The following is a 25700-nucleotide window of genomic DNA, read 5'->3' as shown; positions in this document are numbered from 1 at the left end:
CGCTAGCACGGATACATGCCAGACGATACCGTGGAACTCGAAGCTCGGCTCGAAGAGGCAGAATCGTTCGAGCCACCGGAATCGTTCGTCGAGCAGGCGAACGTCTCGGACGAAGGAATCTACGAGGAGTTCGAAGAAAACTGGCCGGAGTGCTGGGAGCGGGCCGCCGACCTGCTCGACTGGGACGAGGAGTACGACACCGTACTAGACGACAGCGACGCGCCATTCTACGAGTGGTTCACGGGCGGGTCGCTCAACGCCTCGTACAACTGCCTCGACCGTCACCTGGACGAACGAGGTGACGAAGCCGCAATCGAGTGGGTGGGCGAACTCGGCGAGACGCGAACCTACACCTACGAGGAGCTCCACCGGGAAGTAAACGAGTTCGCGGCGGCGCTCCGCGAGTTGGGCGTCGGGGAGAACGACGTCGTGACGATGTACATGCCGATGGTGCCGGAACTGCCCATCGCCATGCTCGCCTGTGCGCGAATCGGCGCACCCCACAGCGTCGTCTTCGCCGGCTTCTCGGCGGACGCGCTGGCGACCCGGATGGAGAGTGCGGCCTCCGAGTACCTCATCACCTGTGACGGCTACTACCGCCGGGGTGACCCGCTCCACCACAAGGAGAAAGCCGACGAGGGTCTCTCACAGGTCGACCACGACGTCGAAGCCGTCGTCGTGGTCGACCGACTGGGCGAGGAGTACGACCACCCGATGGCCGACAGGGAACACGACTACGGCGACCTCGTCGCGGACCAGGAAGGGGCGGAAGTCGAACCGGTCTCCCGCGACGCCGAGGACATGCTCTTTTTGATGTACACCTCCGGCACGACGGGACAACCGAAGGGCGTCAAACACACCACGGCGGGCTACCTCTCGTACGCGGCGTGGACCTCGCAGGCAGTACTCGACATCGAACCGGACGACACCTACTGGTGTTCCGCCGACATCGGCTGGATTACGGGCCACTCGTACATCGTCTACGGACCGCTCGCGCTCGGGACGACCAGCCTGATGTACGAGGGGACGCCGGACTACCCCGAGAAAGACCGCCTCTGGGAACTCGTCTCCGAGTACGAGGTGGACATCTTCTACACCGCGCCGACCGCCATCCGGGCGTTCATGAAGTGGGGAACGGAGTATCCGGACCGCCACGATCTCTCCAGTCTCCGCCTGCTGGGTACCGTGGGCGAACCCATCAACCCGCGAGCGTGGAAGTGGTATTACAAGCACATCGGCGACGAGTCGTGTCCCATCGTGGACACCTGGTGGCAGACCGAAACCGGCGGGATGATGGTGACGACGCTTCCCGGCATCGGGACGATGAAACCTGGCAGTGCGGGGCCGCCCCTCCCCGGCATCGACGCCAAGGTCGTGGACACGAAAGGCGAGGAAGTGGGCGCTGGACGTGCGGGCTACCTCACCGTCCAGAAACCGTGGCCTGGCATGCTCCGTACGGTCTACAAGAACGACGACCGCTACATCAGCGAGTACTGGGCCGAGTACTCCGACCCCGAGGCGGACGAGTGGGTGTACTTCCCCGAGGACGGTGCGAAACTCGACGAGGACGGGTACATCACCGTCCTCGGACGTGTGGACGACGTGCTCAACGTCTCCGGCCACCGCCTCGGGACGATGGAGATAGAGAGCGCCATCGTCGGCGTGAAGGGTGTCGCGGAGGCCGCCGTCGTCGGTGGTCTCCACGACGTGAAAGGTGAGGCAGTGTACGCGTACGTTATCACGGAGGAGGGCCACGAAGGCGACGATGAGATGCGCGAACGAATCGAGGCGGGCGTCGAGGACGCTATCGGTCCGATTGCCCGTCCCGAACAGGTCATCTTCACGCCCGAACTCCCCAAGACGCGCTCGGGGAAGATAATGCGGCGCTTGCTCGAAGACATCGCCAACGAAGACGAACTCGGGGACACGTCGACGCTCCGGAACCCCGACGTCGTCGAGGACATCCAGCGGAAGGTCCAGGGCGACTGACGCGATTCACGCACACGTTTTTCGCGGTCGTACCGACTCGACACTCTCGCTCTCGCTTCACCCACGAGAACGGAACGTCACCGCTTCGTTTTTCCCGGTCTTTTTCGACTCAGGCGCGTGCGAGCAGTTGTACCCACTCGTCGGCGTGTAGCGACTCGATTTCGAAGCCAGCGTCTTCGGCCATCGAACGCAGGTCGTCTGGCTGGTAGAGCGTGAATCGGCGGTCGTCCTCGTCGTAGCTTCTTCCCTCCCGCTCGCCGTCGCCGCGTTTGACCGAGAGGTGGACGACGCCGCCGGGACGGAGCACTCGCCTGAACTCCGAAAGGGTGGCGGGGGCGTCGGTCCGGGGGACGTGGAGGAAAGACGCACAGGCCCACAGTCCGTCGAAAGAGTCCGACTCCAGCCCGACCTGGCGCATATCCATCCTGGCGAACGAAGCGCTGGCGGCGTGGTCGCGTGCCGCGTGGAGGAAGTTCGGCGTGAGGTCGATACCCACCACGTCGTGTCCGCGAGCGGAGAACGTGGCCGACTCCCAGCCGGGGCCACAGCCGACGTCGACGATTCGGGCGCGCTCGTCGTCCACGGCATCTTCGACGGCGGCGAGGAATCGCTCGACCAACTCCGCGATGGCCGAGCGGTCGGCGTGGCGCTCCCGATACTCGTCGGCGACCGACTGGTAGGTCGATATCGTTCCGGGGTCCGTCATCTCTCACGAGAGACGATGTGACACTATCCCTTATGTGTCACTGTCGCAGAACGGGGGACTCGGTTACGCCGCCGACCGCCGATAGACCTCATCCAGAGTCCGTCACGAACAGGTAGACCAACAGCACGAGCAGCGCGACCTCCGAGACGATGGCGAGAAATTCCACCGGACCAGCGAAGAGATGGTCGAGCAGAAACGGGACGATGGGGCCGGAGTGTCGCGTTCCCGCGCCGAAAAAGAACAGCGGTCGATGCCCGCCGACGTGCCAGCCGAAGTAGCCGACGACGTACGCGGCCATGAGAACGATTCCGCCGGCGTACAGCGGTCGACGGGACGTGCCTGCCGCGGCGAGAAACAGTCCGAGAACTATCGCCGCTCCCGAGACGACGAACAGCGGCCACCGGAGGTCGCGGGGAAGCAAAAACCCGGCCATCAGCCACCGCGTCCAGTTGAGCACGCCCAGCGAGAGGTGGATTACCGCGACGACGACCGCGAGTTGGGCGGTGACGAAGTGAACCGGCGAGATGGTGTCGGAATCCATCGAGTCGACTAGGGGAGCGGTCGGATAAAACGGTTGAGCCCCGCTCGCGGGGTCTGGGTTTTCGTCACGACGGTCCAGAACGAAGAACGCCTCGTCCGTCGCTCTTCGGTTACGGTCGGAGAATGCACCGGACGGGATTTGAACCCGTGCCATGAGCTTGGAAGGCTCAGGTCCTGCCACTAGACCACCGGTGCTCGTGTCGCTCGCTCACGCGGACGTGTGTTCGAGCGTACTCCCGAATTGTGCCGCCCGGCTTAAGGGTGTTACTGTTTTCGCCCGCGAACAACCGCGTAGCAGTTGCCGCTCGAAATCGAGACGTCCTCCGAGCGCAACGCGCTGTCGGCCAGGTCGTCTCGGAACTCGTCGGGCGAGTAGATGTGGTAGAATCGCGGAACCGTCTCGCCGCCGGGGAGCGTCCAATCGACCGTCGTGTCGAATCCCTCCTCGCGGTCGAATCGGTCGTGGGCCGTACTCCACGCGCTCACCAGCGCGACGCCCGCCGAACCGAGCACCCGTGCCAACTCCTCCAGACTCCCGACGCGAGCCTCGCGAGAGGGGAGGTGGTGGAGCGTCGCGACGTACACCGCGAGGTCGACGGAATCGTCGGCGAGGGGGAGACGGGCCGCGTCGCACTGGACGAGCTCGACGTCGAACGCGCGTTCGCGTGCGCGTTCGCGGGCCTCCGCGAGCAGTCCCGCGCTCACGTCCGCGCCGACGACGCGTCGTGCGTTCGCGCTGAGCAGTTCGGCGTGCCGTCCGTTGCCACAACCGAGGTCGAGGGCTGTGTCGACGGTTCGCCCGTCGAGAAACGACTCGACTTCGGGCCACGCGTACTCCCGAGTCTGGGCGAAGTGGGCCGCGATGCGGTCGTACGTCGCCCGTACGTCGCGGCTGGTCGGGTCCATATCCGAACTCTCGCGCCCTGCGCCAAATGTCCTCCGGGAAGCAGACGACTACGGGAGCAGGAGGAAGACGACGTAAGCGATGGTGAACAGGACGGTCGCGTGTTTCGCGCCGTCTTTCACGCTCCCCTCGCCCATCTTCCCCGCGACGAACCCGGAGAAGACCGCCTGCACGAGTGCGGTGTGGAAGAAGACGAGAGTGTACGCGTCGATATCGACGGCCGCGATGTCGCCGACACCGGCGATGCCGGTCGGCCCGCTACCAGTCGCCTCCGCGGCGGACACGCTTTCCAGTGCGGGGATGAGGATGCTATTCAGCGAGCCGATGATGACGAGGAAGACGAGAAACGAGAGGTAGATGATGACGAGGTAGGTCGCCATCTCCTGTCGGCGCTAGCGTTTCAGTCGCCGAGTCGTCTGTGCCTCGTCCGCCGCGATACGGAGGACGCGCCCGATGTCGCCGCTGGCGTGCATCGCGTTTGTCACGAGCGTCACGACCCGCGTGATGGTCGGCGTGCCGACCCGGTCTTCGAACCGGCGGAGTGCAGTCGCCGCGTCGGTTCCCCACTCGATGTCCCGCCACGTGCGCTGGAGTTCCGTGTCCAACACGCCGAGGTCGCTGTTGGCGACGCGGCCGAAACTCTCGACGACCGTCATTCCCGCCTCGTTGACGCTAGCGAGGCGGTCGAGAAAGTCCGGAACGGCGGCCTCTATCGCCGCGAGTCGCCGCCACCGGAGTTCTTGCACGACGGCGAACGTGCTCAGGACGAAGAGCGTCGCCTGTATCACCACGTCGTCAGCCCCCGCGACCGTGAGGGTTCCTGCCGTAATCTCCGGGGCGAGACGGAACGCGACGGAGAGCAACGCGAGCGGTATCGTCACGTACAGGAGCGTGACCGGGTTCTCGCGTATCGCGCGGAACGGGTCGGTGAACGCGTATCTGAACCACCGAACACGGTCGAACGTCTCGAGACGTTCGGCGTTCGCCGTCGTCCCGCCGTCGCTCACGGCACGTCCCGCGCTGGGGTCGGTCGCCTTCCGAACGTCGGGGAGACTCTCCTCTACCGTCCCGGTCCCGCCACGGCTGATTCGGAGCGACTCCGTGATGCTGTCGAGGTAGACGACGAACCCGACGTTTCTGAGCGGAATCAAGAGATACGCCATCAGGGAGAGAAACGACAGCGTGTCCGCGACGCCCATCAACCCGATGACGAGGAGGATGGTGATGAAAAGAAGCGGTCCGACGACGAACAGCGTGACGTACCCTTTGGCGAGCGTCGCCAACTGTTCGAGAAACGCCTCCTGTTCCGCTTTCGCGTCCTGCTGATAGCGTTCGTACTGGTCGTGGAGTACGACGGGAGGCTCTGGCCGCTCTGGAGCACGCTCGCGAGGTTCTCACCGAACTCCTCGAACTTATCGCTTGGCGACTGGCGCGACATCTGGCGGATGCCCGTCAGCATGTCGAGACCGAACAGGTCCATCGCCTTCACGCCGACTGCGACCTCTTCCGCGGATTCGCCGTACACGTCGCGGTTGCGCGCCAGCGTCCGCATGATTTCGGGAACGCAATCCCGCTCCGCGAGAGGGCGTAGATGAACGCGACGGTTCGTGCGAGACTCGCGTCGATTCGCCGGGCACGGACGTTGCCCTGGTAGGATAGCCTCTCCCAGCGATACCAGTACGTCGTCACGCCACCGAGGAGACCGACCGTCGCGCTGTTGAAAAGCAGGAGAACGAACAGTTCACCGGCGGAGAGACTCGGCACCGAAATGACGTTCGATAGGAACTCGAACCGTGCCGGAAGCGTCTCACGGACCGTTTCGGGCGACACCGAGAGGACGGTCAACACGAGACTGATGAGATAGACTCCGAGGATGCTCCCCGACACCGCCGCCAGCGTGGCGTACACCCACGTCTTCGAGGCGTACGGTCGGTACGTCTCCCCGACGTGGGCCGCACGAAGAAGTTGGCTTCGTTTCGACCGACGGCGGCCGTCCGTCTGAACCGCGGTGCCGAACACCTGCAACGCGACCCGCGTGACGATTCGGTACGCCGTCCTGCTGACGGGCGACAGCGCGACTGGTGTGAGCAACAGGAGCGCGAAGACGAGCGGGACGAAGTTGACGAATCCCATCAGTCGAACTCCGAGACCTCGGTTTCGGTGTTTCGCTCGACTTTCGCGACGACGCGCTCGGGGTCGGCGTAGTACTCGTTGACCATCGCAGTGAACCGGCGATAGTCCGTCACGTCGTTCTCGCGGAGATACTGGAGGACGAGGTTTCGATTTCGCAGTTCCGTCAGTAGCTCCGACCGCGACCAGCCGTGATTGTCCTGAATATCGTCCAGTACGTCGCTGTCGCGCTTGCGGACGGTGTCGGTCGCTGCGTCCCACTTGAACGCAGTCGTGTAATCCAGGTCCCCGGTTCGCTGGTCGATACCGGTTATCTCGGCGAGCGTTCGGTTTCGGCGCACGCGCTCTTCGCCGACGTAGGTGAGCGTCTGGATGGAGAGGATGTCGAGGGACTGTATCATCGCCCGCAGCACGTTGATGGGTTCGTTTTCGAGTCGGTTGATGACCGTCTGGACGCTGTCGGCGTGCATCGTAGAGTAGGTGGTGTGGCCCGTGTTCATCGCCTGAAACAACGTCATCGCTTCCTGCCCGCGCACCTCGCCTACGGCGAGGTACTCCGGTCGGTGGCGCAGTGCGGAGCGAAGCAGGTCGTACATCGTGATGTCCGCCCCCTCGTCCAGTCGGTCACGGATTACCGACGAGAGCCAGTTGTCGTGATAGAGCGTTAGCTCTCGGGTGTCCTCGATGGTGAGCACTTTCGAACGCGGCGGGATGAACATCGAAATCGCGTTCATCGAGGTGGTCTTGCCCGAGGCCGTTCCGCCCGCGAAGATGAGCGATTTGTTGTTCTCGATAGCGAGCCAGAGGTAGGCCATCTGGTCTAGGCTGAAGGTGCCGTAGTTCACGAGGTCGACCGGCGTGAACGGCTCGTCGGCGTACTTCCGAATCGTGAACGCCGACCCGCGCGGCGTGACTTCTTTCCCGAGTGCGAGCTCCGCACGACTGCCGTCCGGCAGGGTCGCCTCGACGACTGGTTCGCCGACGCTGACGTGCTGGCCGGACTGCTGTGCGAGGCGGACGACGAGGCTGTCGAGTTCCTGTTCGGCGTAGACGACGGTCGTCTCGATGTCGTTGTACTCGTCGTGATAGACGAAGATGGGCAGGTCGTAGCCGTCACAGGAGATGTCCTCGATGTGCGGGTCGTGCATGAGCGGGTCGAGTTTACCGAACCCACGAAACGACCGGAAGAGGTAGTAAAAGAGCCGGTAGAAGGTGGTCGCGTCCACTTCGACGCCGTACACTTCCAGTAGTTCGCGCAGTTCGTCGCGGAGAACGGTCTCTGCAGTGTTGTCGTCTATCTCCCGGCGGTAGATGAGCGACTCCCGCAGGTCGGAAAAGAGACGGTCCAGCAGGTCGGTTTCGAACTCGTCCAACTCCGGTTGGACCACGTAGTACAGGTGTTCGTTCGCGTCCGGGTCGTAGTAGATGGTGACGAAGGCGAACGGAGCGTTCACCCAGTAGCGTTCGACCTCCCGATATTCCGGCACGCCGGTGAACGTGATGAGCGGCCCGTGTGCGGTGGGGTCGTCGTCGTCGACCGAGAGCGTCGACCCGTGAAGTAACTCGGCGGTACGGCGAATCGTTCGCCGAAACTCTCGGACGTGGACAGTCAGTTCGTCTAGCTCTAAACTCGACATGTATGGTGTGTCGGTCAGGAACGGATTTCCGGGAGGGCGCGTACGTACTCCTCTCCACGTGCGTGATAGGTTCTGTCGTCTCGCTCATTGGAGTACGGCTACTTAAATCAATGGCTGGATAGTTTCACCAGAGTGAACTGTCTCGAGGTACCGCACGACGTCGTTCGGCGATGACGATTACGGTTTCGTACGCATAATCCTGTGGCGTTACGTTCATGAGACGTGAGAACGTAGGCGCAGATACGGAATGAGGCGCGACTATTTCACACTAGAGGTCGAAAATATCGACTGGGTCGAAGCGGACGGAACTCCCCGTAAGCCGACGGTAATCATCGATTTCGAGGGACCGTCTTCGACACTTCGCGAACGCCTCACCGGACTCGACGGAGAACTCCTGGACGCCGACGAAACGGACGTGACCTTCCGACTCCAGGCGAGTATCGACGACCCCGAAGCGACGGGTGTGGTGGGCGTGACGAACCGCACGACCGGTGATTTCATCCTGGAACTCAACGAGAAAGCGAGGAACGTACTCAGATTCATCAAAGCCGCCCGCGCGTACGGAAACGAGACCGACGATACGGATGGACGCTACCACGTCGACATCGCCATCAACGGCGACCACGTGGTGTCGTACGAGAAAGCGACCTTCCTCATCTACAACCGCGACGGAAATCTCCTCCGCCAGCACAGTCTCATCCCGAGCGGCGTCGAACTGTAATCTCTTTTGCGCTCAGAACCACGGATTGATGACGCCAGCGCTGACTGCGACGATGTACAGTCCCGCGAGCGCCGCGAGGACGACAATGAGGCCGATGAGGTAGTCGAACACACCGCTTGGCGTCGTCAGTTTTGGCAGTTTCATGTCAGTCACTACGCCGAAGAGCCGTTTATTTTTGCTGGGAAACCAGCCGAGAACCGAGTGAATCTAAGTATCCACGAGCAAACGAACGCGTATGGACCTGTTCGGAACAGCGGGTATTCGCGGGAACGTCGTCGAGCGTGTGACTCCCGAACTCGCCGTCGCGGTCGGACGCGCCGCGGGGCGACCGGGTGACGAGTTCGTGGTCGCCCGTGACGGGCGCGAAACTGGAACAGCGCTCGCCGCCGCGATGGAGGCCGGACTGGAGAGTGCCGGTGCAGACGTACGCCGCGTCGGGATGCTTCCGACACCTGCATTGGCGTTCGCGTCGCGCGGACGTCGTGGCGCAATGCTCACCGCGAGTCACAACCCGCCGACCGACAATGGCATCAAACTGTTCGAAGACGGCGAGGAGTACGACCGCACCGCCGAGCGTGCGGTAGAATCACGCGTCGCCGACGACTCACCACCGCGTCCGTGGAACGAGTGGGGAACGAGTACCAGAGAGGACGTGTTAGACGATTACCGGGACGCCGTCGTCGAGTACACCCGCGAACACGGCGCACCGCTGGATGGACTTCGTATCGCCGTGGACTGTGGAAACGGGATGGGGAGTCTCGCCACGCCGCAGGTGCTCCGCGCACTCGGCGGGAACGTGGTCACGCTGAACGCGAACGTCGACGGGCACTTCCCCGGTCGACCGAGCAAGCCGACGCCGGACACGTTGACGGACCTGACTTCCTTTGTCGCCTCGGACGATTTCGCCTTCGGGTTGGCACACGACGGTGACGCAGACCGACTCGTGCTCATCAACGGAGCGGGAGAGATCGTCCACGAGGATACCGTCGTCGCCATTCTCGCAGAACACTACGTCCGCGAGAGCGACAGTTCGGACCCTGTCGTCGTGACGACGCCGAACGCCTCGGCACGAATCGACGAGCGCGTTCGCGGGGCGGGTGGTCGCGTCGAACGCGTGCGACTCGGTGCGCTCCACGAGGGAATCGCCTCGGCGCTCGAAGTCGGTGACGAGGATACCGACGTCGTCTTCGCCGCCGAACCGTGGAAACACGTTCACACCCAGTTCGGAGGCTGGATAGACGGCGTCGTCAGCGCGGCGGTGCTCGCTCGACTCGTGGCAGACGTCGGGGGCGTCGAGTCGCTACGGAGCGAGGTGACCGAGCGCCCGTATCGGAAAGTAAGCGTCGAGTGTCCAGACGCCGTAAAGACGGGGGCGATGGCGCGGTTAGAGAAGACCATTCCGTCACGGTTCCCCGACGCGACGGTCCGAACCGAGTACGGCGTGCGGGCCGAACTGCCGGACGGTTCGTGGATTCTCGTCCGACCGAGTGGCACCGAACCGTACCTCAGAATCTACGCAGAAAGCGAGGACGTCGACACGCTGGTCGCCGAAACCGAAGCCGTCGTCGAGGAGGCGGTGTCAAACCCGATACAGTAATCCGTTTTCGACGGGAATCCCGTTTTTCCGCCGTCAAAACAGTGAAGCGGAGCGTTTATGAGGAACAATCAGGGTGGATTATACATAGATGACGAACGTTGACAAACGGAGGCGGCGACTCGTACAAACTGGTGGTGCGCTCGGCATCGGCGGTCTGGCGGGATGTCTCGGAGGACTCCCTGGTTCCGGTGGCGACAAGACGAACGTCGGTATGGTGTACGCTCTCGGCGGGAAGGGCGACAACTCGTTCAACGACATGGCGTTCAAGGGCGTCAAGCAGGCAAAAGACGAACTGGACGTCGCGTACTCCGAGGTCGAACCGGAGGACGCGAGCCAGTTCCAGACGCTCCAGCGCAAGTTCGCGTCCCAGAAGAGTCCCGAGTACGACCTCATCTGTTGTATCGGATTCGTGCAGACGGACGCATTGAAGAAGACGGCGAAGAACTTCCCGAAGAGGAACTTCATGCTGGTCGACAGTGCGGTCGAGAAGGACAACGTTTCCAACTACGTGTTCAAAGAACACCAGGGCTCCTTCCAGGTCGGCCACCTCGCTGGTATGCTGACGACGAGCGACTTCAGCGAGGGCGGCGGTTCGACGAACGGCGACAAAGTGGTCGGCTTCGTCGGTGGGAAGCAGAACCCACTCATCAAGAAGTTCGAGGCAGGATTCATGGCCGGTGCGAAGCACGTCGACAGCGACATCACGGTCAAATCGGCGTACGCGGGGTCGTGGAGTGACATCCAGCGCGGCAAGGAGATAGCACTCTCGATGTACGACGAGGGCGCGGACGTCGTCTATCACGCCGCTGGCGGTACCGGAAACGGTGTGTTCAAGGCAGCGAAACAGCGGAGTCGCTACGCCATCGGTGTGGACTCGGACCAGTCCAAGAGCGCGAAATCCTACGCCGACTGGATCGTCGCCAGTATGGTCAAGCACGTGGACACCGCCGTCTACAAATCGGTGAAGAACGTCGCCGAAGACAGTTTCGAGGGTGGCAAAACGCACGCCCTCGGCCTGCAGAAAGACGGGGTCGAAGCCGTCATCGGGCAGAAGTTCACCGGCAAGATCCCGAAACAGATGACCTCGAAGTTAAAAGAGTCGAAGAAAGCCATCGTCGACGGCGACATCTCGGTGCCGACGGACCCGAAGAACGTCTAAGAACACACTTGAATCTGACGTGGCTCCTGGACGGCGCTGTCGACGAGGGTCGGCACACGCAGTCGCCGGACCGCCGGAGACGGTGGACGGCGGCGGGGCGAGGTACGCGCCGACTGCCGGGGACCGCGTCGTCATACATCTATGAGCACTCCTACTGTACATCTCGATGGAATCACGAAGCGATTCCCCGGAGTCGTCGCCAACGACGACGTCGACCTCGTCGTCGAACACGGCACCGTTCACGCGCTACTCGGCGAGAACGGTGCGGGGAAGACTACGCTGATGAACGTCCTCTACGGTCTGTACCGCCCCGAGGAGGGGACGGTTCGGGTCGACGATGAGGCGTGTGCGTTCGAATCACCTCGGGACGCAATCGACGTCGGCATCGGCATGATACATCAACACTTCATGCTCGTCGACCCGATGACCGTCACCGAGAACATCGTCCTCGGCAACGAGCCGCGGAAGTGGGGCGGACTGGCGGTCGACCACGAACGCGCTCGCGAACAGGTGGTCGAGTTGAGCGAGCGATACGGCTTCGACGTGGACGCCGACGCCAGGGTCGAGTCCATCAGCGTCGGCGTCCAGCAGCGCGTGGAGATACTGAAGGCGTTGTACCGCGGTGCCGACGTCCTCATCCTCGACGAGCCGACGGCCGTGCTCACTCCCCAGGAGGTCAAGGACCTGTTTGCCGTCTTCGAGGAACTGACCGACCAGGGCAAGACTATCATCTTCATCACGCACAAACTCGGTGAGGCGATGCACGCAGCCGACGACATCACCGTCCTCCGCGACGGCAAGAACGTCGGCACCGTGGACGCCGCCGCAGCGACCCGCGAGGAACTCGCAGAGCTGATGGTCGGCCGCGAGGTCATCCTGGAAGCCGAAAAGGAGCCCCGCCCTCCCGGCGACGAGGTCCTCTCGGTCGAGAATATCGACATCGTCGATGAGTCCGGTATCGAGCGCGTCTCCGACGTGAGCTTCGACGTGCGCGAGGGCGAGGTGTTCGGCCTCGCGGGAGTTGACGGCAACGGCCAGAACGAACTGGTCGAGGCTATCACGGGGATGCGAACGCCCGACGCAGGCAGCGTCGTCTTCGACGGGGAGGACGTGACCCGCCGCTCGCGTCAGGAACACATCGAACGCGGGATAGCGTACATCCCCGAAGACCGTCAGGAACGGGGACTCGTCATGGAGTTCGACCTCGTCGAGAACAGTTTGCTCGGCAGTCAGCACAGCGAGCCGTACACCAGAAGTGGTGGCATCGACTGGGAGACGACCCGGGACCACGCCGAAGGTCTCGTGGAGGAGTACGACGTGCGCCCGAGAAACGCGGACGCCGAAGCGCACTCGTTGTCAGGTGGCAACCAGCAGAAGTTCGTCGTCGGCCGGGAGTTCAACCGCGACCCCTCACTGGTCGTCGCCTCCCATCCTACCCGCGGGGTGGATATCGGCAGCATCGAGTTCATCCACGACCGCCTGCTTGGTCTGCGACAGGAAGGGAAAGCCGTCCTGCTCGTCTCCTCGAAACTCGACGAGGTACAGCAGCTCTCTGACCGTCTCGGCGTCGTCCACGCCGGTGAGTTGGTCGACGTGGTAGACCCCGAGACAGTCACCGAAGAACAGCTCGGGTTGCTGATGGCCGGTGAGGAACCCGACTCGGTGCCCCGGATGGCGGCGCGTACGGCGGACGGCGGTACACTCACTGGCGGTGAGCGCCGATGAGCGGCGGTCTCTGGAGCCAGGCGAGGTCCGGACTCGAACGGCTCGTGGGCGCGTCGGCAGTAGAGCGGCTGGCACTGAGCGTCGCGGCACTGATCGCAGCACTTCTCGTCGGTGCGGTGTTGCTCGTGGCGTCAGGCTACAACCCGCTACTCGTATACGTTTACCTGTTCTACGGCGCGGTCGGAACGCCGTTCAACGTCGCGCTCACCCTCCAGCAGATGACCCTGCTCGTGTTCACCGGACTGGCCGTCGCAGTGTCGTTTCGCGCCGGACTGTTCAACATCGGTACGCAGGGCCAACTCGTGCTCGGCGCTCTGGCGACGGCGCTGACCGTCATCTACGTCGCCCCACTGGTTCCGTCCGGTATCGTCGGCACTATCGTACTCATCCCACTCGGGTTGCTGGCCGGAGCCACAGCGGGTGGGGTGTACGGGGCGATTCCGGGCGCGCTGAAGGCGTACGCCGACGCCAACGAGGTCATCACCACCATCATGCTCAACTTCATCGCCACCGGAATCGCGTTCTACCTCGTCAACAACTACTTCCGGGTGAGTTCGACGGTCGCGACCGAGAGCCTTCCTGGCTACGCGATGTTCGAACCGTTACTGTTCCACCCGAGTTCGAGCTTCTCACTGCTCGTGTTCTTCGGGGCGCTGGCGCTCGCATTCGGCGTCTATCACCTGTTCAAGAACACCTCGTTCGGTTACGACTTGCGAACGAGCGGTCTCCAGCCGGAAGCCGCGGCGTACGCCGGCGTAAACGCCAAACGGATGGCCGTGACGAGCATGACGCTCTCGGGGGCAATCGGTGGGGTGGCCGGAGCCATCTTCGTCCTGATGGTCGAAGGGCGGTACATTGCCCCGCCGTCGCTCGGCTTCGACGGCATCACCGTCTCCATCCTCGCAGGGAACAACCCGCTCGCGGTGATTCCGGCCGCGTTCCTCTTCGGCGTCCTGAAAAGCGGCGGCCTCACGGTCGGGTTCCAGACGGACGTTCCACCCCAGCTCATCGGCGTTCTCCGTGGTCTCATCATCCTGTTCGTCGCCATGCCGGAGTTCTTCCGCATGGTCGGCGGTCGACTCGGGGTTGCGAACCGCGAACGCGTCGCCGCGGACGGTGGTGACCCATCTGGAGTTGACGGCGACAGCGGAGGTGACGGCGATGCGTAAGAAACACGCCCTGCTCGCCGCACTCGCGGCGTTGCTCGTGGTCGGTGCACTCGTCGTGGAGATGTTCTTCCCGGCGAGTCCCGTCGCAGCGGTCATCGGCATCGTCGACGCCGGCTACCTCAGCGCGTCGCTCCGGGTGACCGTCCCCATCGCCTTCGCGGCGCTCGGAGGAATTTTCGCCGAGAAGAGCGGCGTCATCAACATCGGTCTCGAAGGGCTGCTCATCATCGCCGCGTTCACCGGTATCGCCGTCAGCGGGGGATCGACCGGATTCGTCTCCCCGTCGACGGCCGCGTGGCTCGGCTTCCTGGCGGCTGTCGTCGTCAGCACCGTGTTCGCACTCCTGTTTGCTATCGTCACCATCGACCTGAAGGCCGACCAGATTATCGCGGGACTGGCGGTGTGGCTCATCGCGCTCGGACTCGCGCCGTTCGCCAGTCGTATCATCTGGGGAAGCACCACCAGCGATACGGTGCCGTCGCTGTCGAACTGGGTGATTCCAGGACTGGTCGAGATTCCGGTGCTCGGACCGGTGTTCTTTGACGCCAATCCGACCGTGTACATGCTCCTGGTGGCAGTGCCACTGTCGTGGTACGTGCTCCAGGGTACGCCGTTCGGCCGATGGGTTCGCGCCAGCGGCGAAAATCCGCAGGCGCTGGACACGGCCGGTGTGGACGTGCGCCGGGTGCGATACGCCAGCGTTCTGCTCTCGGGTCTCCTCTGCGGTATCGGCGGTGCCGGACTCTCCCTGTCGCTGGGACAGTTCATCGGCAGCGGCGCAACCATGGTGGACGGTCGGGGCTGGATCGGCATCACGGCGTACCTGTTCGGGAATTACAACCCGCTTGGGGCGTTCGGCGCGTCGCTGCTGTTCGCGGCGCTCTCCGCACTGGAGATACGGCTTCAGACCCTCGGATTCGACGTCTCACAGACGCTCGTCCGTCTCGTGCCGTACGTCGTCGTCATCGTCGTCCTCGCGCTCGTCGGGCGGACCCGCACTCCGGACGCGGCAGGCGACCACTACGAATCCGGCGAGGACTGAGGCGGTGGGCGGTCGGTCGTGACGACCGATGGCCTCTCTCCGTGCGGTGGTTCGGTCGTCTTCTCGAGCGCAGTCGGTGTCCTCGGCTCCGTCGGCGTTCCGAGACGAACAGCCAGACGACGACCGAAACGAACAGGCGTCGAAACACGGCGATTCTGGTTGCGTTCTGGTACAAAAAGTTTCGGCGAGACATCTCGCGTCGTTCACCCGTCGTCCGCGACGTGACACACCGTACCGACGCCCGATCCCGTCCTCTTCACTCGCCGCTCGCGTAAGTGCGGTATGTTCTCTTTCGCACGCGCGAAGCACTGAGAAAATCGACCCAGTTAGTTTCGACGTCGTCGAACTCGAGTCCCGTTCGGCCAGTCGCCGGCAATCCGCACAGCCGCCGGAATCGCTCCGCGTTTTATTTGACCCTCTGTCACGCACTCTCCTCGTATGGACGAACTCGTAGAGCAGGCACGCAGCGTACAGGAACGCGCACACGTCCCTTACTCGGATTACCCGGTTGGTGCGGCGCTTCGAACCGCAGACGGGGAGGTGTACGTCGGCTGTAACATCGAGAACGCCAACTACAGCAATTCGCTCCACGCGGAGGAGGTGGCTATCGCGGAGGCGGTCAAATCGGGCCACCGACAGTTCGACCGAATCGCGGTGAGCTCCGCCCGGCGCGACGGCGTAACCCCCTGCGGGATGTGCCGCCAGACGCTCGCGGAGTTCTGTGATGACGACTTCGTGATCGTCTGTGACGACGGTGAGGGCGTGGCCGAGTACACGCTCGGCGAGTTGCTCCCGAACACGATTACCGAAGAGATGCTCGAGTAAACTACCCCACCCTGCTCACTCACGGGATCCCCCGCTCGCTCCCGGAGGGTGGGGCTTTGATGTGGACTCCCGGCAATCAGTCACCAGCAATCGGCCGGTGACTCTTGGCGTTCACCATCCCACCATTCACACACACGTCTACTGGTGCGTCTACGCTCCCCGACTTGGGCGAGGAACGGAGTCTGTGGTGTCGCTTTCGAGCAGACCGGAGCCCGATGTTTTTCGCCGCGTTGTAGTCCGCATTCACTTCATAGCCGCACTTCAAACAATGGAAGTGTTCACCGTCGCGGTTGTCTTCGTGTGTGAATCCACAATCCGTCCGAGAACAGCGTTGAGACGTGTGGTTCGGTGCGACCTGTTTCGCTTCGACAGCACGGCACGTCGGATGGATTCTTGAACGAGATTTGCTAAGATCTGTTTCCGCTCGCAACTCCTTGTAGAGCGCGTTTCGTGCGGTTGTATTGGCGGTGATACAGTTCTTATAGCTTGTATCGTCCCAACAGAACTCGCTCGCACGGTTTGCGCAGTAAAGGAACTGGCGGGCGGATTCGTGGAGGTCGTCGCGCCGCTCGTCAGGAACAGCGAGTTTAACCGCTGCAGTTCGACGCACCTCCATGTTTCAAATTACAACTCGACGTTACTTAAACATCCGAGAGTTAGATAACCATCGTGCTGCGGTTGTGTAATCCTGTGTCGGTTTCCTCTCCGGCCTACTCGCTCACTTCGTTCACTCCTTGAGGCTGGAGGCTCCACCTCGAATTATGCTGAAGACGGAAACGACGCGAAGCACCTATTTTGGCGGCGACGGACGTGGCGGGTATGGACGACAGCGAAGACCCGAACGCGGACGTACAGTACCACATCGAGGTCGGTGAGGGTGACGTCGCCGACGCCGTCCTCCTGCCGGGCAACCCCGAGCGCGTCGAGAAGATAACGCAGTTCTGGGACTCGGCGGAGGAAGTCGCCTCCCACCGTGAGTACCGAACCGTGACCGGCACCTACGACGAGACGCCCATCAGCGTCACTTCGACGGGAATCGGGAGTCCGTCTGCCGCCATCGCGGTGGAGGAACTGGCACGAATCGGTGCGGATACCTTCGTCCGCGTGGGGTCGTGTGGTGCGATTCAACCGGAGATGGACGTCGGCGACCTCGTCATCACCACCGGCGGCGTCAGACAGGAGGGAACGAGCGAGGAGTACGTCCGCGAGGACTACCCCGCCGTCGCGGATTACGAAGTCGTCGCCGCACTCGTCGCCGCGGCCGAGCGACTCGGCCACGACTACCACACCGGCATCACGATGAGTGCGGACAGTTTCTACGCCGGGCAGGGACGTCCCGGGTTCGAGGGCTTCCTCGCGGAAGGGAGCGACGAACTGGTCGAGCACCTGAAGAACGCGAACGTGAAGAACATCGAGATGGAAGCGAGCGCCATCCTGACTATCGCGAACGTCTACGGCCTGCGGGCAGGCGCGGTCTGTTCGGTGTACGCCAACCGCGAGACGGGGGAGTTCCGAACCGAGGGTGAACACCGCGCCGCCGAAACCGCCAGTCTCGCGGTGGCGTTACTCGCAGAGATGGACGAACGGAAAGCAAAAGCGGGCGTCGACCGCTGGCATCCCGGACTCTCGCTCGATTAGCAAGCCGCAACCTGTCGGTCGATAACCGACTGGTTCACGCGGTAGACCGACACCGACCCGGAGCGATGGACGCGCTCGATGCCCGGGAAGGAAGAGAATCCGGTTCGACCGTACCACTCGCGTTCCTGTGGGCCGTAGTAGACGTACTGGACGTCGTAGCGCTGGAGCGTTCGTGCCCGAGTACACCACTCGGTGTCCGACTCGTAGACGAGTTTCACGTCGTTCTTTCGCTCCGCGTACGCCTGATAGCCCCGGTAGGCTCGCTCCTGGGGCCACCCCAGGACGGTCGGTAAACCGGTGAGTGACGCGGCCGGACTGCTCCACTGGTAGGCCTTCCCCGGCGCGGAGACGATGTGCGGTCGTCCGTCCCGGTCGTCTAACCACGCGATTGCCCCGGCCTCGTCCGGTCGGAACGTCTCGACGAACGCCAACCCGTCGAGTGAGGGATCGTCCACGCGGTGGATAGGGTTGTCCGTTCCGACGTGTTCACCGAGCGCGAAGACGCCGTAGACGGACGTCGACAGCAGCAAGAACGCGGCGAACACACCCATCCACTGTCGCGGTGTGAGAAACAATCCCGAAAGTTGGTCCGGAACGGCGTCGGTCAGGAGTCGGGCCAGCGCGACGCCAGCGGCGACGGCCCAGAGCACCCAGACTTGCATGTACACTTTGAAAACGGTGTTGAATCGCCCGGAGATGGCGTTGTCCTGTACGTAGGCGAACTCGACGAGTAAGACCAGGCCAGCGCCCCCGATGAGCAAGACCGTCTCGAAGCCGAGGTCTGTGTCGAGTCGGAGGAGCACCCAGCCAGCGACGAGGAGGGGGGCGACCAGTGCGAACGCCGCGATGCCTCCTTGCCATCCGACCACTACCAGTACCCCCCCGAGAACACCGACCTGCGTGGCCTCTCTGTCTCGCCACTGGACGTTCGAACCGAGGTAGAGCGCGAAGACGACGAGGAACGCGCCGTGTACGACGAGAAGTTCCATGAAGCTACTCCGGTCGGGCAAGAACTCGATGCTCCTGGTGCTCGCCGCACCGAGCAAGACATTCGCCACGAACGGTGCCGCCCAGACGAGCGAGAGAATCCCGACAACGAGCGTCGTCCCCATCGCAACCGTGACCCGTCCGAGTTCGCGCCCGACTGCCGACGACCCTCCCGTGATTCGTTCGCCGCCCGGAAAGAGCGTGGCCGGGTGTTCGTCGGCGAAGGTCAGCGCGAGCCAGACGACGCCGAGCGCCGTCGGGAAACTCCACGAGCTGATGGTGCTGACGAACGCGACGGTCGGCGGGAGGACGCCGAAAACGAGCCCTCGACGCCAGCGAGTTTCCGACCGGTAGACGGCGTACCCGAGTGCCGCGACGAACAGGAGAAACGGCTGTCCCATCATGTGGGCGTGCAGGTCACCGTTCAGGTACGCGAAGAACGGAAACTCGTTTATCGTCCCGACCATCACGCGGCTGGCGTCCCAGTAGTGAAACTCCTTCGCAACGAGTGGCAGTTGGGTCGGCTCCATCTCCAGCGGGGTCGCGATGGCTTGGGCGAGCGACCGAGGGAACGTTTTCGCTACCAATCGAATTGGGGTGAAGACGTTCGCAGAGAAGCCGACGAAGAACGCTGCCAGCAGGCCGGCGAGACGCCGAGGCGTCCCATGTCGGGCGGCGATTGCGCCCGCAAGTCCGTAGGCGGCGGTGACGAGCATCCCGTAGAACCCCGCGAGTGCGAGGTTGTAGCTGATTCGTGGGACCGTCCCCGTCAGTTTCGTCAGGAGTGCGGCGACCAGGTGACCGCCGTAGTAGTAGCGGACGGGTTCCCCGGCGAACCACATGTCCTCGGGCGGAAGCGCGGGCGCGCGCACGAGTGACTTCAGGAGACCGAAGTCGAGGAACTTCTCACCGCCGCCCGCGTGAAGCGCCGGGTCGATTGCCCGAATAATGACGAGAAAACAGAACGCGACGGTGAAGACGACCATCGCCTCCGCGTACTCTCGCAAATCGAGTTCGATGTCGCGTCTGGTCAGTAGAACGGTGAGCGACGCGAGCACCCCGAGAGCCGCGACGACCGTGACGAGCGAGAACATGAACTGGCCGAGCCAGTAGGTCACTATCGTTACGACAGTGAGAGCGGCGGGCAGCGCGAACGTCGCACCGCGGTCGGGGAACCGAGAAAATAGCGCCGTAGCGACCGGAAGACCGGCGAGCGCGAGTGCGTAGTAGACGAACAACCAAAGAGCGACGAGCGCAAACTCCATTTCTGGTTTGGTGCGTGCGCTGCACAGATATACGTCTTGGGGTCGTGATGCTTTTCCGATACGAATTTCCGTCGCTGGCTTCGAGGGAGGAACTCACATACGGCGGTTGAATCACAATCCTTAACTAGTGAACGGCAGTACGAGATAGTAGCGGGATGGGATAGCCAGGAGATTCCGGCGGGCTCATAACCCGCAGATCGGTAGTTCAAATCTACCTCCCGCTACTTTTACACTATCGAATGGGTAGTCGTCCTATTAGAACGACGAGAGAGTACGGAATTCGACAGCTTGCCGAGGCCACGCGATTTATTGATTGTGAACCACGATAGCGATTGTATGACTTCCACGCTGTTCGTGGTCAGTGAAGAAGGCTACTGGGGAGAAGAGTGTATCGTGCCGCTTCAGACGCTTTCGGACGCGGGCGTCGAGATAACCGTCGCGACGCCGAGCGGTTCGAAGCCCGTCGTAGACGAGCGGTCGACAGACCCGGAAAACGTCGGCGAGGAGACCGCAGAACGAGTCCGCGAGGCCGACGAGAACGACCCGCGGCTCCAGAACCCGACTCCACTGGCGAAAACGAGCATGGACGAGTACGACGCCGTGGTGTTCCCCGGCGGTCACGGGACGGAGTGGGACGTAAATCAGGACAGACACGCCCGCGCGTTGCTCCGCGACGCAGTGGAGACGGGCGAGAAGAAAGCACTCGCCGTCTGTCACGCGACTGGACTGCTGGCGTTCACGCGAAACAGCGACGGTGAGTTCCTCGTCGCGGGGCGCGACGTGACGGGATTCCCGAACGAATGGGAGAAAGGCATCGTGGACGAGGACGACTGCATGCCGGACGGCCGAAAACTCCCCTACTGGGTCGAGGACGAAGTGACCGCAGCGGGCGGAAACTGGGATGCACAACTCGACGCGGACACGAGTGTCCGGACGGACGGCGACCTGATTACCGGACGTGGGCCGGGGTCGTCTCACGAGGCGGCGACGACACTTCTCGACGCGCTCGGCGTCGAGTAAGCAGGCTGATAGTGAAAACGAGAATTTTATACCGTCGTCGTTCCCAGTAATAACGAATGGTAGGGACGCGCGGTGTACTGGCGATTCTGGCAGGGGTTACGATGTCCATCGCCGTCGTCGTGATACACTCGGGCCGACGGGAGACGGGGCTCTGGTTGCTGACTGCCGGATTCTTTCTCGCTTCGCTGTGGTCGGGACTGAGCGTCGTGTGGGCACAGACGTACCCGAACCGAACGACGCTCTCTGCAGAATCTCATCTCCTGTTGGGGACGACGGCGATTGCTGGTGTAGTCTACTACGGAATGCTCGCTAGAGAAGCTGTCGACAGATGAGAACGAAAGTTACACCAACAGATATGTCATACTACTATCTGTAACTCATCCTGCTTTAGAACCACTATCGCCTTCTATGAACCTCTAAAACTAAAAGCTTCTGGCAACCAGTAGCTTTAAATACATCTTGTACAAGTCTTTGGTATGCCACGGCGACGCAACCGAAGTGGTACCGATGATAGCCGAAGGAACTTTTTGAAGGCAAGCGGTGCTGGTGCCGTTGCTCTCTCACTCGCTGGCTGTTCAGGCCAGCAGGACGACGAAGGGACGACCACCACCGGTGATGGGACCGGTTCGACAACGACGGATGACGTTAGCACTGTCAGTGCCAGCCCGGAGAACATAGAGCCCGGCGGAACGCTCCGCTACGGTCTTCCAGAGGCTCCTGACAGTCCGAACATCATGCTATCCGGCAGTGTGTACTCCGCAGTCGCACTCGACCCGATTTACGACTACGGGACGGCTCCCGACCCGGTAACGTTCGAAGTCAAACCGAGCGTCTTCACCGACTGGGAGCTGAAAAACGGCGATAAGGAGAAACCGGACGTCTACTTCAACGCCCGAAAGAAGGGCCTGGAGTGGAACGACGGTGAGAAGTTCAAGATGGAGGACGTCCTGTTCTCCTATCAGTTCATGCTCGACAATGAACCGGGCGAGTTCTCCGTCTGGAACGACTTCGAGAAGATCGAAGAAGCGAGCAACGACTGGGACTTCCACATCAAACTGTCGCGACAGGTCGGTGCGTGGGACGTCGACATCTTGCAGGGTGCACCCATCATTCCCAAACACAAGTGGGAGGGCGTCAACTACAAGAATTACGACCCGATGAAGAAAAACGACGAGGGGCCCGTCGGAACGGGGCCAGGTAAACTCGTCAAGTACAACCCGGACACCTCGATGCAGGTCAAGTTCCGCCGCGACTACATCGAGAACACCTACGCGCTCAACCGGATGCAGTGGCAGAAAGACCACCAGTCGCTCATCCATGGCGGTCCGTTCCTCGACGGCGTGAACTTCAAGGTGTACGGTGGGCAGGGCCCGATGACGCAGGCGTTCATGCGCGGCGACATCGACACCCACTACGGAAGCCTCGAAGTCTCGAAGATTCCGCAGGCCAAAAAGCAGGACGGTCTCGGCCTCGTCAAGGGGTACGACAGCGGATTCTCCTACTACGGCTTCAACTGCCGCCGTCAACCGCTTGACGACGTGACGCTCCGCCAGGCGATGTCGTTCATGTACGACGACATCTACTGGGTGAAGACATTGAAGGGCAACTTCGTCATTAAGGGCGACTACGCCCAGTCCCCCGGATACCGGGCCGTACGCCCCGAGTCCGTCTACGACGGTGAACTGCTGACCGCGCCGGAAACGGAAGCGTTCAACTTCCGTGGCAAAGAGGGCAAAGAGCCCGACGTCCAGGCCGTTCGCAAGTTCCTGACGGACGGAAACGTCGTCAGCGGGAAAGGTACCTACGCTGGACAGGACTTCCCTGGTACGTTCTCTGGCGTCAAAGCTAGCCGGTCGAGTTCCAAGTACGACTACACGTTCGGTTCGGTCAAAACGAAGGTGCTCAAGGACGCGGGCGCAGACAAGGAGATCCGTGTCGATGGCAGCACCATCCCGGAAATGATGGACGGCAACCCCATCACCATCTTCATCGACCCGCCGAGCGAACAGCCCAAGGAGGCGAAAGCCATCGACCAGTGGGCGAAGAACCTGATGCAAGTCGGTATCCCGGTTCGCACCGAACCCGTCGCGTTCAACACGATGACTGGCAAAGTCTACCAGACGGAAGAGTTCGACATCTACCCGATGGGATGGGGCGGTACCAGCCCGTACGGGTCGTCGATTCACTCGTTCTTCCACTCGGAGAACTCGGGCGACGACCACGAGAAGTTCGCCTACAACTCGACGGGATACGGCGTCTCCGGTGGCAGTGCCGACAAACTCATCTCGGACGCGTACGGCGAGACCGACCCCAAAAAGCGCAACAAGAAGTGGGCGAAGGCTATCGAGAAGGTCTACCTCGACATGCCGTACATGCTGCGTGACTACGAGAAGTACCGATGGCCGGTCAACACGTCGAAATTCGACGGCTTCGTCGACAACATCGTCGACCCTGGTTTCCAGAACTGGGACATCGAGTACGGCAACGTCTTCCTCAAGTCGAACCTCAAGAAGTAACGGGGTCACCACGACCTTTTGGTGCTAGTTTTTGCGGCTCAATAGGGGCGCAGACGATGCGATTTGGGACCGGAACGATATGAGAATCACCACATTGATAATGAATGTGTACCATGCAAGGTATGGATACACAATAGTAAGCGATATGGTAAACTGCATACCAACATTAACGGAGGAGAGGCAATGAGTAGGATTAGCACTCGCTACCTCGCAAAGCGGCTCGTCGTCTCCTATCTGACGCTGCTCGTCATAATGACGATTCTGTTCGTGCTCGTTCGAAGCATGCCGGGGTCGTTCATCTCGAGTATGATAACGCCGGACATGAAGCCGGTACAGATCGAACAACTCAGGGAGACGTGGGGGCTCAACGAACCGCTCTGGAAACAGTACGTAAACTACATGGTCAACTTCCAGATCGGCGAGTTCGGTCGCTCACCGACGCACAAACAGCCCGTCTGGGACGTCATCATCCGACGATTCCCGCGCACCATCATCCTGTTCGGTGCCGGGTTCGTCATCGCGTACACCATCGGTCCGCTCGTCGGGATGTATCTCGGCTGGTGGCGCGGAACGCGGAGAGACAAGCTGACCTACACCGCTGGCCTGACGATGTACTCCATGCCGGCGTTCTGGATTTCGTGGTTATTCATCTGGTTGTTCGACTACGAACTCGGCTTGCTGAAGAGCACGTTCATGGTCGACCAGTTCGGCATTAGCAACTGGACGCCCACGTTGGCGATGACGAACATCTTACACCACATCGCCTTACCACTCTTTAGTATCGCGTTCGTCGGCTGGGTCGGTGCGATGCTCGTCATGCGACCGTCGATGAACAACGTCACCGGGGAAGATTACGTCTTCCTCGCGCGAGCGAAGGGTCTCAGTGAGCGAACGGTGATGATGAAACACGCGGCTCGAAACGCGCTGATTCCGGTCGCCACGCAGGCGATCATCGGGTTGGCGTTCCTCATCGACGGCAGTATCCTCATCGAGCAGGTGTTCAGTTGGCCGGGTATCGGGCAACTGATAGTCAAAGCCGTACTGCGCCAGGACTACCCCGTCACGCAGGCGGCGTTCTTCATGCTCGCCGTCCTCATCATCACGATGCGACTGATCACAGACATCGCGTACACGTATCTCGACCCGCGAATCAAGTTCGGGGAGGAATCATAGATGTCGACACAATCCGAAAGCGCCTCAGCGACCACGTCATTGAAGGAACGATGGGAACCACGAATCGAACGGTTCAGGCGAGCGTGGAGTCGATACACCCAACACAAGATGGGTGTCCTCGGCATCCTCATCCTCCTCATGTACATCCTCTGGGCGCTGTTCCCCTCGGTGTTCGCGCCACACAGTCCGGAGTGGCGGGCGTTCGTCGGCAGCAACCCGAACATCCGAATGACGCTCCAGCAGACCCAACAACTCCCCCACCCACCCGCGTTCGGTGACCCGTTCTTCGCACCTCTCGGGACGAACAGTACCGGACACGGTGTCTTCTCGCTGTTGGTGTACGCCACGAAAAACGCGCTGTACATCGCTTTCGCCGCCGGACTCCTCTCCAGTCTCGTGGGGGTTCCGTTGGGCCTCATCAGTGGGTTCTACGGCGACACCTGGATAGACGAACTCATCCAGCGAATCGTGGACGTGATGTACGGGCTTCCGTTTCTCCCCTTCCTCATCGTCCTCGTCGCCATCCGGGGAATCAGCACGACCAACATCATCCTCGGCATCGCCATCACGTCGTGGCTCAACAACTGCATCCTCATCCGCGGGGAGACGCTGTCGCTGAAAGAGAGAGCGTACGTCGAGTCCGCACGAGTCGCGGGCGCGAGCGACACGCGAATCGTGTTCCGGCACATCCTGCCGAACGTCGTGCCACTCGCATTCGTGTTCCTCGCACAGGACGCGGCGGCCGCGGTTCTCGTCCAGGCATCGCTCGCGTATCTCGGTCTGGCCCCGTTCGACCAGCTTTCGTGGGGTATCATGATCGAGAACGTGAAAGCAGAAAACTACATCTTCACCGCGTGGTGGTGGCTTATCCCGCCAGGATTGGCGATTACGTCCATCGCTGCGGCGTTCTACTTCATCGGGTTCTCGGTGGAGGACGTTGCCAACCCACAGGAGTAA

23 protein-coding genes, 2 tRNA genes and 1 pseudogene are annotated in these 25700 nt (G+C 62.0%); 15 read left to right on the top strand and 11 right to left on the bottom strand.

Translation table 11 applies throughout. The features are described 5' to 3' along the window. Nucleotides 1–15 precede the first annotated feature (15 nt). Nucleotides 16–1989 (top strand): acetate--CoA ligase, encoded by a 1974-nt coding sequence (acs, locus tag ACR3FF_RS01595; RefSeq protein WP_458185435.1) that lies wholly within the window; start codon nucleotides 16–18, stop codon nucleotides 1987–1989. Between the two features lie 109 nt (nucleotides 1990–2098). Here acs and ACR3FF_RS01590 read toward each other — a convergent pair whose 3' ends face one another. The 8 genes from ACR3FF_RS01590 to ACR3FF_RS01555 form a co-directional block, all read right to left on the bottom strand. Then, entirely contained in the window at nucleotides 2099–2695 is a 597-nt protein-coding gene (locus ACR3FF_RS01590) for a class I SAM-dependent methyltransferase (protein WP_458185434.1), read from the bottom strand. A gap of 88 nt (nucleotides 2696–2783) precedes the next feature. After that, nucleotides 2784–3236 (bottom strand): hypothetical protein, encoded by a 453-nt coding sequence (locus ACR3FF_RS01585; RefSeq protein WP_458185432.1) that lies wholly within the window; start codon nucleotides 3234–3236, stop codon nucleotides 2784–2786. A 123-nt stretch (nucleotides 3237–3359) separates the two neighbouring features. Then, nucleotides 3360–3430 (bottom strand) — tRNA-Gly (locus ACR3FF_RS01580). Nucleotides 3431–3499: 69 nt separating this feature from the next. Further along, complete coding sequence (locus tag ACR3FF_RS01575) at nucleotides 3500–4141, bottom strand: class I SAM-dependent methyltransferase (protein ID WP_458185431.1); 642 nt, start codon at nucleotides 4139–4141, stop codon at nucleotides 3500–3502. Nucleotides 4142–4189: 48 nt separating this feature from the next. After that, entirely contained in the window at nucleotides 4190–4519 is a 330-nt protein-coding gene (locus tag ACR3FF_RS01570) for a hypothetical protein (RefSeq protein ID WP_458185429.1), read from the bottom strand. 12 nt (nucleotides 4520–4531) lie between these two features. Then, nucleotides 4532–5422, bottom strand: coding sequence for a type II secretion system F family protein (locus ACR3FF_RS01565; RefSeq protein WP_458185428.1), 891 nt, complete (start codon nucleotides 5420–5422; stop codon nucleotides 4532–4534). 202 nt (nucleotides 5423–5624) lie between these two features. Continuing rightward, on the bottom strand, nucleotides 5625–6272 hold the full coding sequence (locus tag ACR3FF_RS01560) for a hypothetical protein (protein WP_458185426.1): 648 nt from the start codon (nucleotides 6270–6272) through the stop codon (nucleotides 5625–5627). Further along, complete coding sequence (locus ACR3FF_RS01555) at nucleotides 6272–7906, bottom strand: type II/IV secretion system ATPase subunit (RefSeq protein WP_458185424.1); 1635 nt, start codon at nucleotides 7904–7906, stop codon at nucleotides 6272–6274. Before ACR3FF_RS01555 ends, ACR3FF_RS01560 begins: the two co-directional genes overlap by 1 nt. 247 nt (nucleotides 7907–8153) lie before the next feature. On the opposite strand from ACR3FF_RS01555, the gene ACR3FF_RS01550 reads away from it, so the two are divergent. Next, nucleotides 8154–8627: a DUF5793 family protein gene (locus ACR3FF_RS01550; protein WP_458185422.1), complete on the top strand. Its 474-nt coding sequence runs from the start codon at nucleotides 8154–8156 to the stop codon at nucleotides 8625–8627. Nucleotides 8628–8639: 12 nt separating this feature from the next. Here the strand turns inward: ACR3FF_RS01550 and ACR3FF_RS01545 are convergent, their stop codons facing one another. Then, nucleotides 8640–8771: a hypothetical protein gene (locus ACR3FF_RS01545; protein WP_458185421.1), complete on the bottom strand. Its 132-nt coding sequence runs from the start codon at nucleotides 8769–8771 to the stop codon at nucleotides 8640–8642. 91 nt (nucleotides 8772–8862) lie between these two features. Here ACR3FF_RS01545 and ACR3FF_RS01540 point away from each other — a divergent pair, with 91 nt between their 5' ends. The 6 genes from ACR3FF_RS01540 to cdd all read left to right on the top strand — a co-directional run bounded on the left by ACR3FF_RS01540 (nucleotide 8863) and on the right by cdd (nucleotide 16144). Next, on the top strand, nucleotides 8863–10224 hold the full coding sequence (locus ACR3FF_RS01540) for a phosphohexomutase domain-containing protein (RefSeq protein ID WP_458185420.1): 1362 nt from the start codon (nucleotides 8863–8865) through the stop codon (nucleotides 10222–10224). Nucleotides 10225–10312: 88 nt separating this feature from the next. Beyond that, on the top strand, nucleotides 10313–11383 hold the full coding sequence (locus tag ACR3FF_RS01535) for a BMP family lipoprotein (protein ID WP_458185419.1): 1071 nt from the start codon (nucleotides 10313–10315) through the stop codon (nucleotides 11381–11383). Between the two features lie 141 nt (nucleotides 11384–11524). Then, nucleotides 11525–13108 (top strand): ABC transporter ATP-binding protein, encoded by a 1584-nt coding sequence (locus ACR3FF_RS01530; protein WP_458185418.1) that lies wholly within the window; start codon nucleotides 11525–11527, stop codon nucleotides 13106–13108. Beyond that, nucleotides 13105–14277, top strand: a complete 1173-nt coding sequence (locus tag ACR3FF_RS01525; protein ID WP_458185416.1) for an ABC transporter permease — start codon at nucleotides 13105–13107, stop codon at nucleotides 14275–14277. Before ACR3FF_RS01530 ends, ACR3FF_RS01525 begins: the two co-directional genes overlap by 4 nt. Then, nucleotides 14270–15319: an ABC transporter permease gene (locus ACR3FF_RS01520; protein WP_458185414.1), complete on the top strand. Its 1050-nt coding sequence runs from the start codon at nucleotides 14270–14272 to the stop codon at nucleotides 15317–15319. Before ACR3FF_RS01525 ends, ACR3FF_RS01520 begins: the two co-directional genes overlap by 8 nt. Before the next feature lie 438 nt (nucleotides 15320–15757). Continuing rightward, complete coding sequence (gene cdd, locus ACR3FF_RS01515) at nucleotides 15758–16144, top strand: cytidine deaminase (protein WP_458185412.1); 387 nt, start codon at nucleotides 15758–15760, stop codon at nucleotides 16142–16144. Between the two features lie 76 nt (nucleotides 16145–16220). Here the strand turns inward: cdd and ACR3FF_RS01510 are convergent. Then, a pseudogene (locus tag ACR3FF_RS01510) lies at nucleotides 16221–16508 on the bottom strand (zinc ribbon domain-containing protein); the annotation flags it as partial. Nucleotides 16509–16963: 455 nt separating this feature from the next. Here ACR3FF_RS01510 and ACR3FF_RS01505 point away from each other — a divergent pair. Continuing rightward, nucleotides 16964–17782, top strand: a complete 819-nt coding sequence (locus ACR3FF_RS01505) for a nucleoside phosphorylase (protein ID WP_458185411.1) — start codon at nucleotides 16964–16966, stop codon at nucleotides 17780–17782. On the opposite strand, the gene ACR3FF_RS01500 is transcribed toward ACR3FF_RS01505, so the two are convergent. Further along, complete coding sequence (locus tag ACR3FF_RS01500; RefSeq protein WP_458185410.1) at nucleotides 17779–20034, bottom strand: DUF2298 domain-containing protein; 2256 nt, start codon at nucleotides 20032–20034, stop codon at nucleotides 17779–17781. The genes ACR3FF_RS01505 and ACR3FF_RS01500 overlap by 4 nt on opposite strands. Before the next feature lie 149 nt (nucleotides 20035–20183). Here ACR3FF_RS01500 and ACR3FF_RS01495 point away from each other — a divergent pair. The 6 genes from ACR3FF_RS01495 to ACR3FF_RS01470 all read left to right on the top strand — a co-directional run bounded on the left by ACR3FF_RS01495 (nucleotide 20184) and on the right by ACR3FF_RS01470 (nucleotide 25700). Next, nucleotides 20184–20258: transfer RNA gene (locus tag ACR3FF_RS01495), tRNA-Met, on the top strand. Nucleotides 20259–20370: 112 nt separating this feature from the next. After that, nucleotides 20371–21054: a type 1 glutamine amidotransferase domain-containing protein gene (locus ACR3FF_RS01490; RefSeq protein WP_458185408.1), complete on the top strand. Its 684-nt coding sequence runs from the start codon at nucleotides 20371–20373 to the stop codon at nucleotides 21052–21054. Between the two features lie 56 nt (nucleotides 21055–21110). After that, the gene (locus tag ACR3FF_RS01485; protein WP_458185406.1) at nucleotides 21111–21386 is read left to right on the top strand and encodes a hypothetical protein; all 276 of its coding nucleotides are present in this window, start codon (nucleotides 21111–21113) and stop codon (nucleotides 21384–21386) included. Between the two features lie 144 nt (nucleotides 21387–21530). Then, nucleotides 21531–23570, top strand: a complete 2040-nt coding sequence (locus ACR3FF_RS01480) for an ABC transporter substrate-binding protein (RefSeq protein ID WP_458185405.1) — start codon at nucleotides 21531–21533, stop codon at nucleotides 23568–23570. Between the two features lie 183 nt (nucleotides 23571–23753). Then, the gene (locus ACR3FF_RS01475; protein ID WP_458185404.1) at nucleotides 23754–24743 is read left to right on the top strand and encodes an ABC transporter permease; all 990 of its coding nucleotides are present in this window, start codon (nucleotides 23754–23756) and stop codon (nucleotides 24741–24743) included. Continuing rightward, nucleotides 24744–25700 (top strand): ABC transporter permease, encoded by a 957-nt coding sequence (locus ACR3FF_RS01470; protein ID WP_458185402.1) that lies wholly within the window; start codon nucleotides 24744–24746, stop codon nucleotides 25698–25700.

Source organism: Haladaptatus ordinarius (assembly GCF_054177595.1).
This window is presented reverse-complemented; position numbering and strand designations above follow the sequence as displayed.

What these genes read in the sequence shown, in the direction of transcription:
- ACR3FF_RS01555 (WP_458185424.1), bottom strand. Translation starts at nt 7,906, where the DNA reads ATGTCGAGTTTAGAGCTAGACGAACTGACTGTCCACGTCCGAGAGTTT.
- ACR3FF_RS01575 (WP_458185431.1), bottom strand. Translation starts at nt 4,141, where the DNA reads ATGGACCCGACCAGCCGCGACGTACGGGCGACGTACGACCGCATCGCG.
- ACR3FF_RS01545 (WP_458185421.1), bottom strand. Translation starts at nt 8,771, where the DNA reads ATGAAACTGCCAAAACTGACGACGCCAAGCGGTGTGTTCGACTACCTC.
- ACR3FF_RS01540 (WP_458185420.1), top strand. Translation starts at nt 8,863, where the DNA reads ATGGACCTGTTCGGAACAGCGGGTATTCGCGGGAACGTCGTCGAGCGT.
- cdd (WP_458185412.1), top strand. Translation starts at nt 15,758, where the DNA reads ATGGACGAACTCGTAGAGCAGGCACGCAGCGTACAGGAACGCGCACAC.
- ACR3FF_RS01480 (WP_458185405.1), top strand. Translation starts at nt 21,531, where the DNA reads ATGCCACGGCGACGCAACCGAAGTGGTACCGATGATAGCCGAAGGAAC.
- ACR3FF_RS01520 (WP_458185414.1), top strand. Translation starts at nt 14,270, where the DNA reads ATGCGTAAGAAACACGCCCTGCTCGCCGCACTCGCGGCGTTGCTCGTG.
- ACR3FF_RS01500 (WP_458185410.1), bottom strand. Translation starts at nt 20,034, where the DNA reads ATGGAGTTTGCGCTCGTCGCTCTTTGGTTGTTCGTCTACTACGCACTC.
- ACR3FF_RS01470 (WP_458185402.1), top strand. Translation starts at nt 24,744, where the DNA reads ATGTCGACACAATCCGAAAGCGCCTCAGCGACCACGTCATTGAAGGAA.
- ACR3FF_RS01535 (WP_458185419.1), top strand. Translation starts at nt 10,313, where the DNA reads ATGACGAACGTTGACAAACGGAGGCGGCGACTCGTACAAACTGGTGGT.
- ACR3FF_RS01585 (WP_458185432.1), bottom strand. Translation starts at nt 3,236, where the DNA reads ATGGATTCCGACACCATCTCGCCGGTTCACTTCGTCACCGCCCAACTC.
- ACR3FF_RS01505 (WP_458185411.1), top strand. Translation starts at nt 16,964, where the DNA reads ATGGACGACAGCGAAGACCCGAACGCGGACGTACAGTACCACATCGAG.
- ACR3FF_RS01475 (WP_458185404.1), top strand. Translation starts at nt 23,754, where the DNA reads ATGAGTAGGATTAGCACTCGCTACCTCGCAAAGCGGCTCGTCGTCTCC.
- ACR3FF_RS01485 (WP_458185406.1), top strand. Translation starts at nt 21,111, where the DNA reads ATGGTAGGGACGCGCGGTGTACTGGCGATTCTGGCAGGGGTTACGATG.
- ACR3FF_RS01530 (WP_458185418.1), top strand. Translation starts at nt 11,525, where the DNA reads ATGAGCACTCCTACTGTACATCTCGATGGAATCACGAAGCGATTCCCC.
- ACR3FF_RS01590 (WP_458185434.1), bottom strand. Translation starts at nt 2,695, where the DNA reads ATGACGGACCCCGGAACGATATCGACCTACCAGTCGGTCGCCGACGAG.
- ACR3FF_RS01525 (WP_458185416.1), top strand. Translation starts at nt 13,105, where the DNA reads ATGAGCGGCGGTCTCTGGAGCCAGGCGAGGTCCGGACTCGAACGGCTC.
- ACR3FF_RS01560 (WP_458185426.1), bottom strand. Translation starts at nt 6,272, where the DNA reads ATGGGATTCGTCAACTTCGTCCCGCTCGTCTTCGCGCTCCTGTTGCTC.
- ACR3FF_RS01550 (WP_458185422.1), top strand. Translation starts at nt 8,154, where the DNA reads ATGAGGCGCGACTATTTCACACTAGAGGTCGAAAATATCGACTGGGTC.
- acs (WP_458185435.1), top strand. Translation starts at nt 16, where the DNA reads ATGCCAGACGATACCGTGGAACTCGAAGCTCGGCTCGAAGAGGCAGAA.
- ACR3FF_RS01490 (WP_458185408.1), top strand. Translation starts at nt 20,371, where the DNA reads ATGACTTCCACGCTGTTCGTGGTCAGTGAAGAAGGCTACTGGGGAGAA.
- ACR3FF_RS01570 (WP_458185429.1), bottom strand. Translation starts at nt 4,519, where the DNA reads ATGGCGACCTACCTCGTCATCATCTACCTCTCGTTTCTCGTCTTCCTC.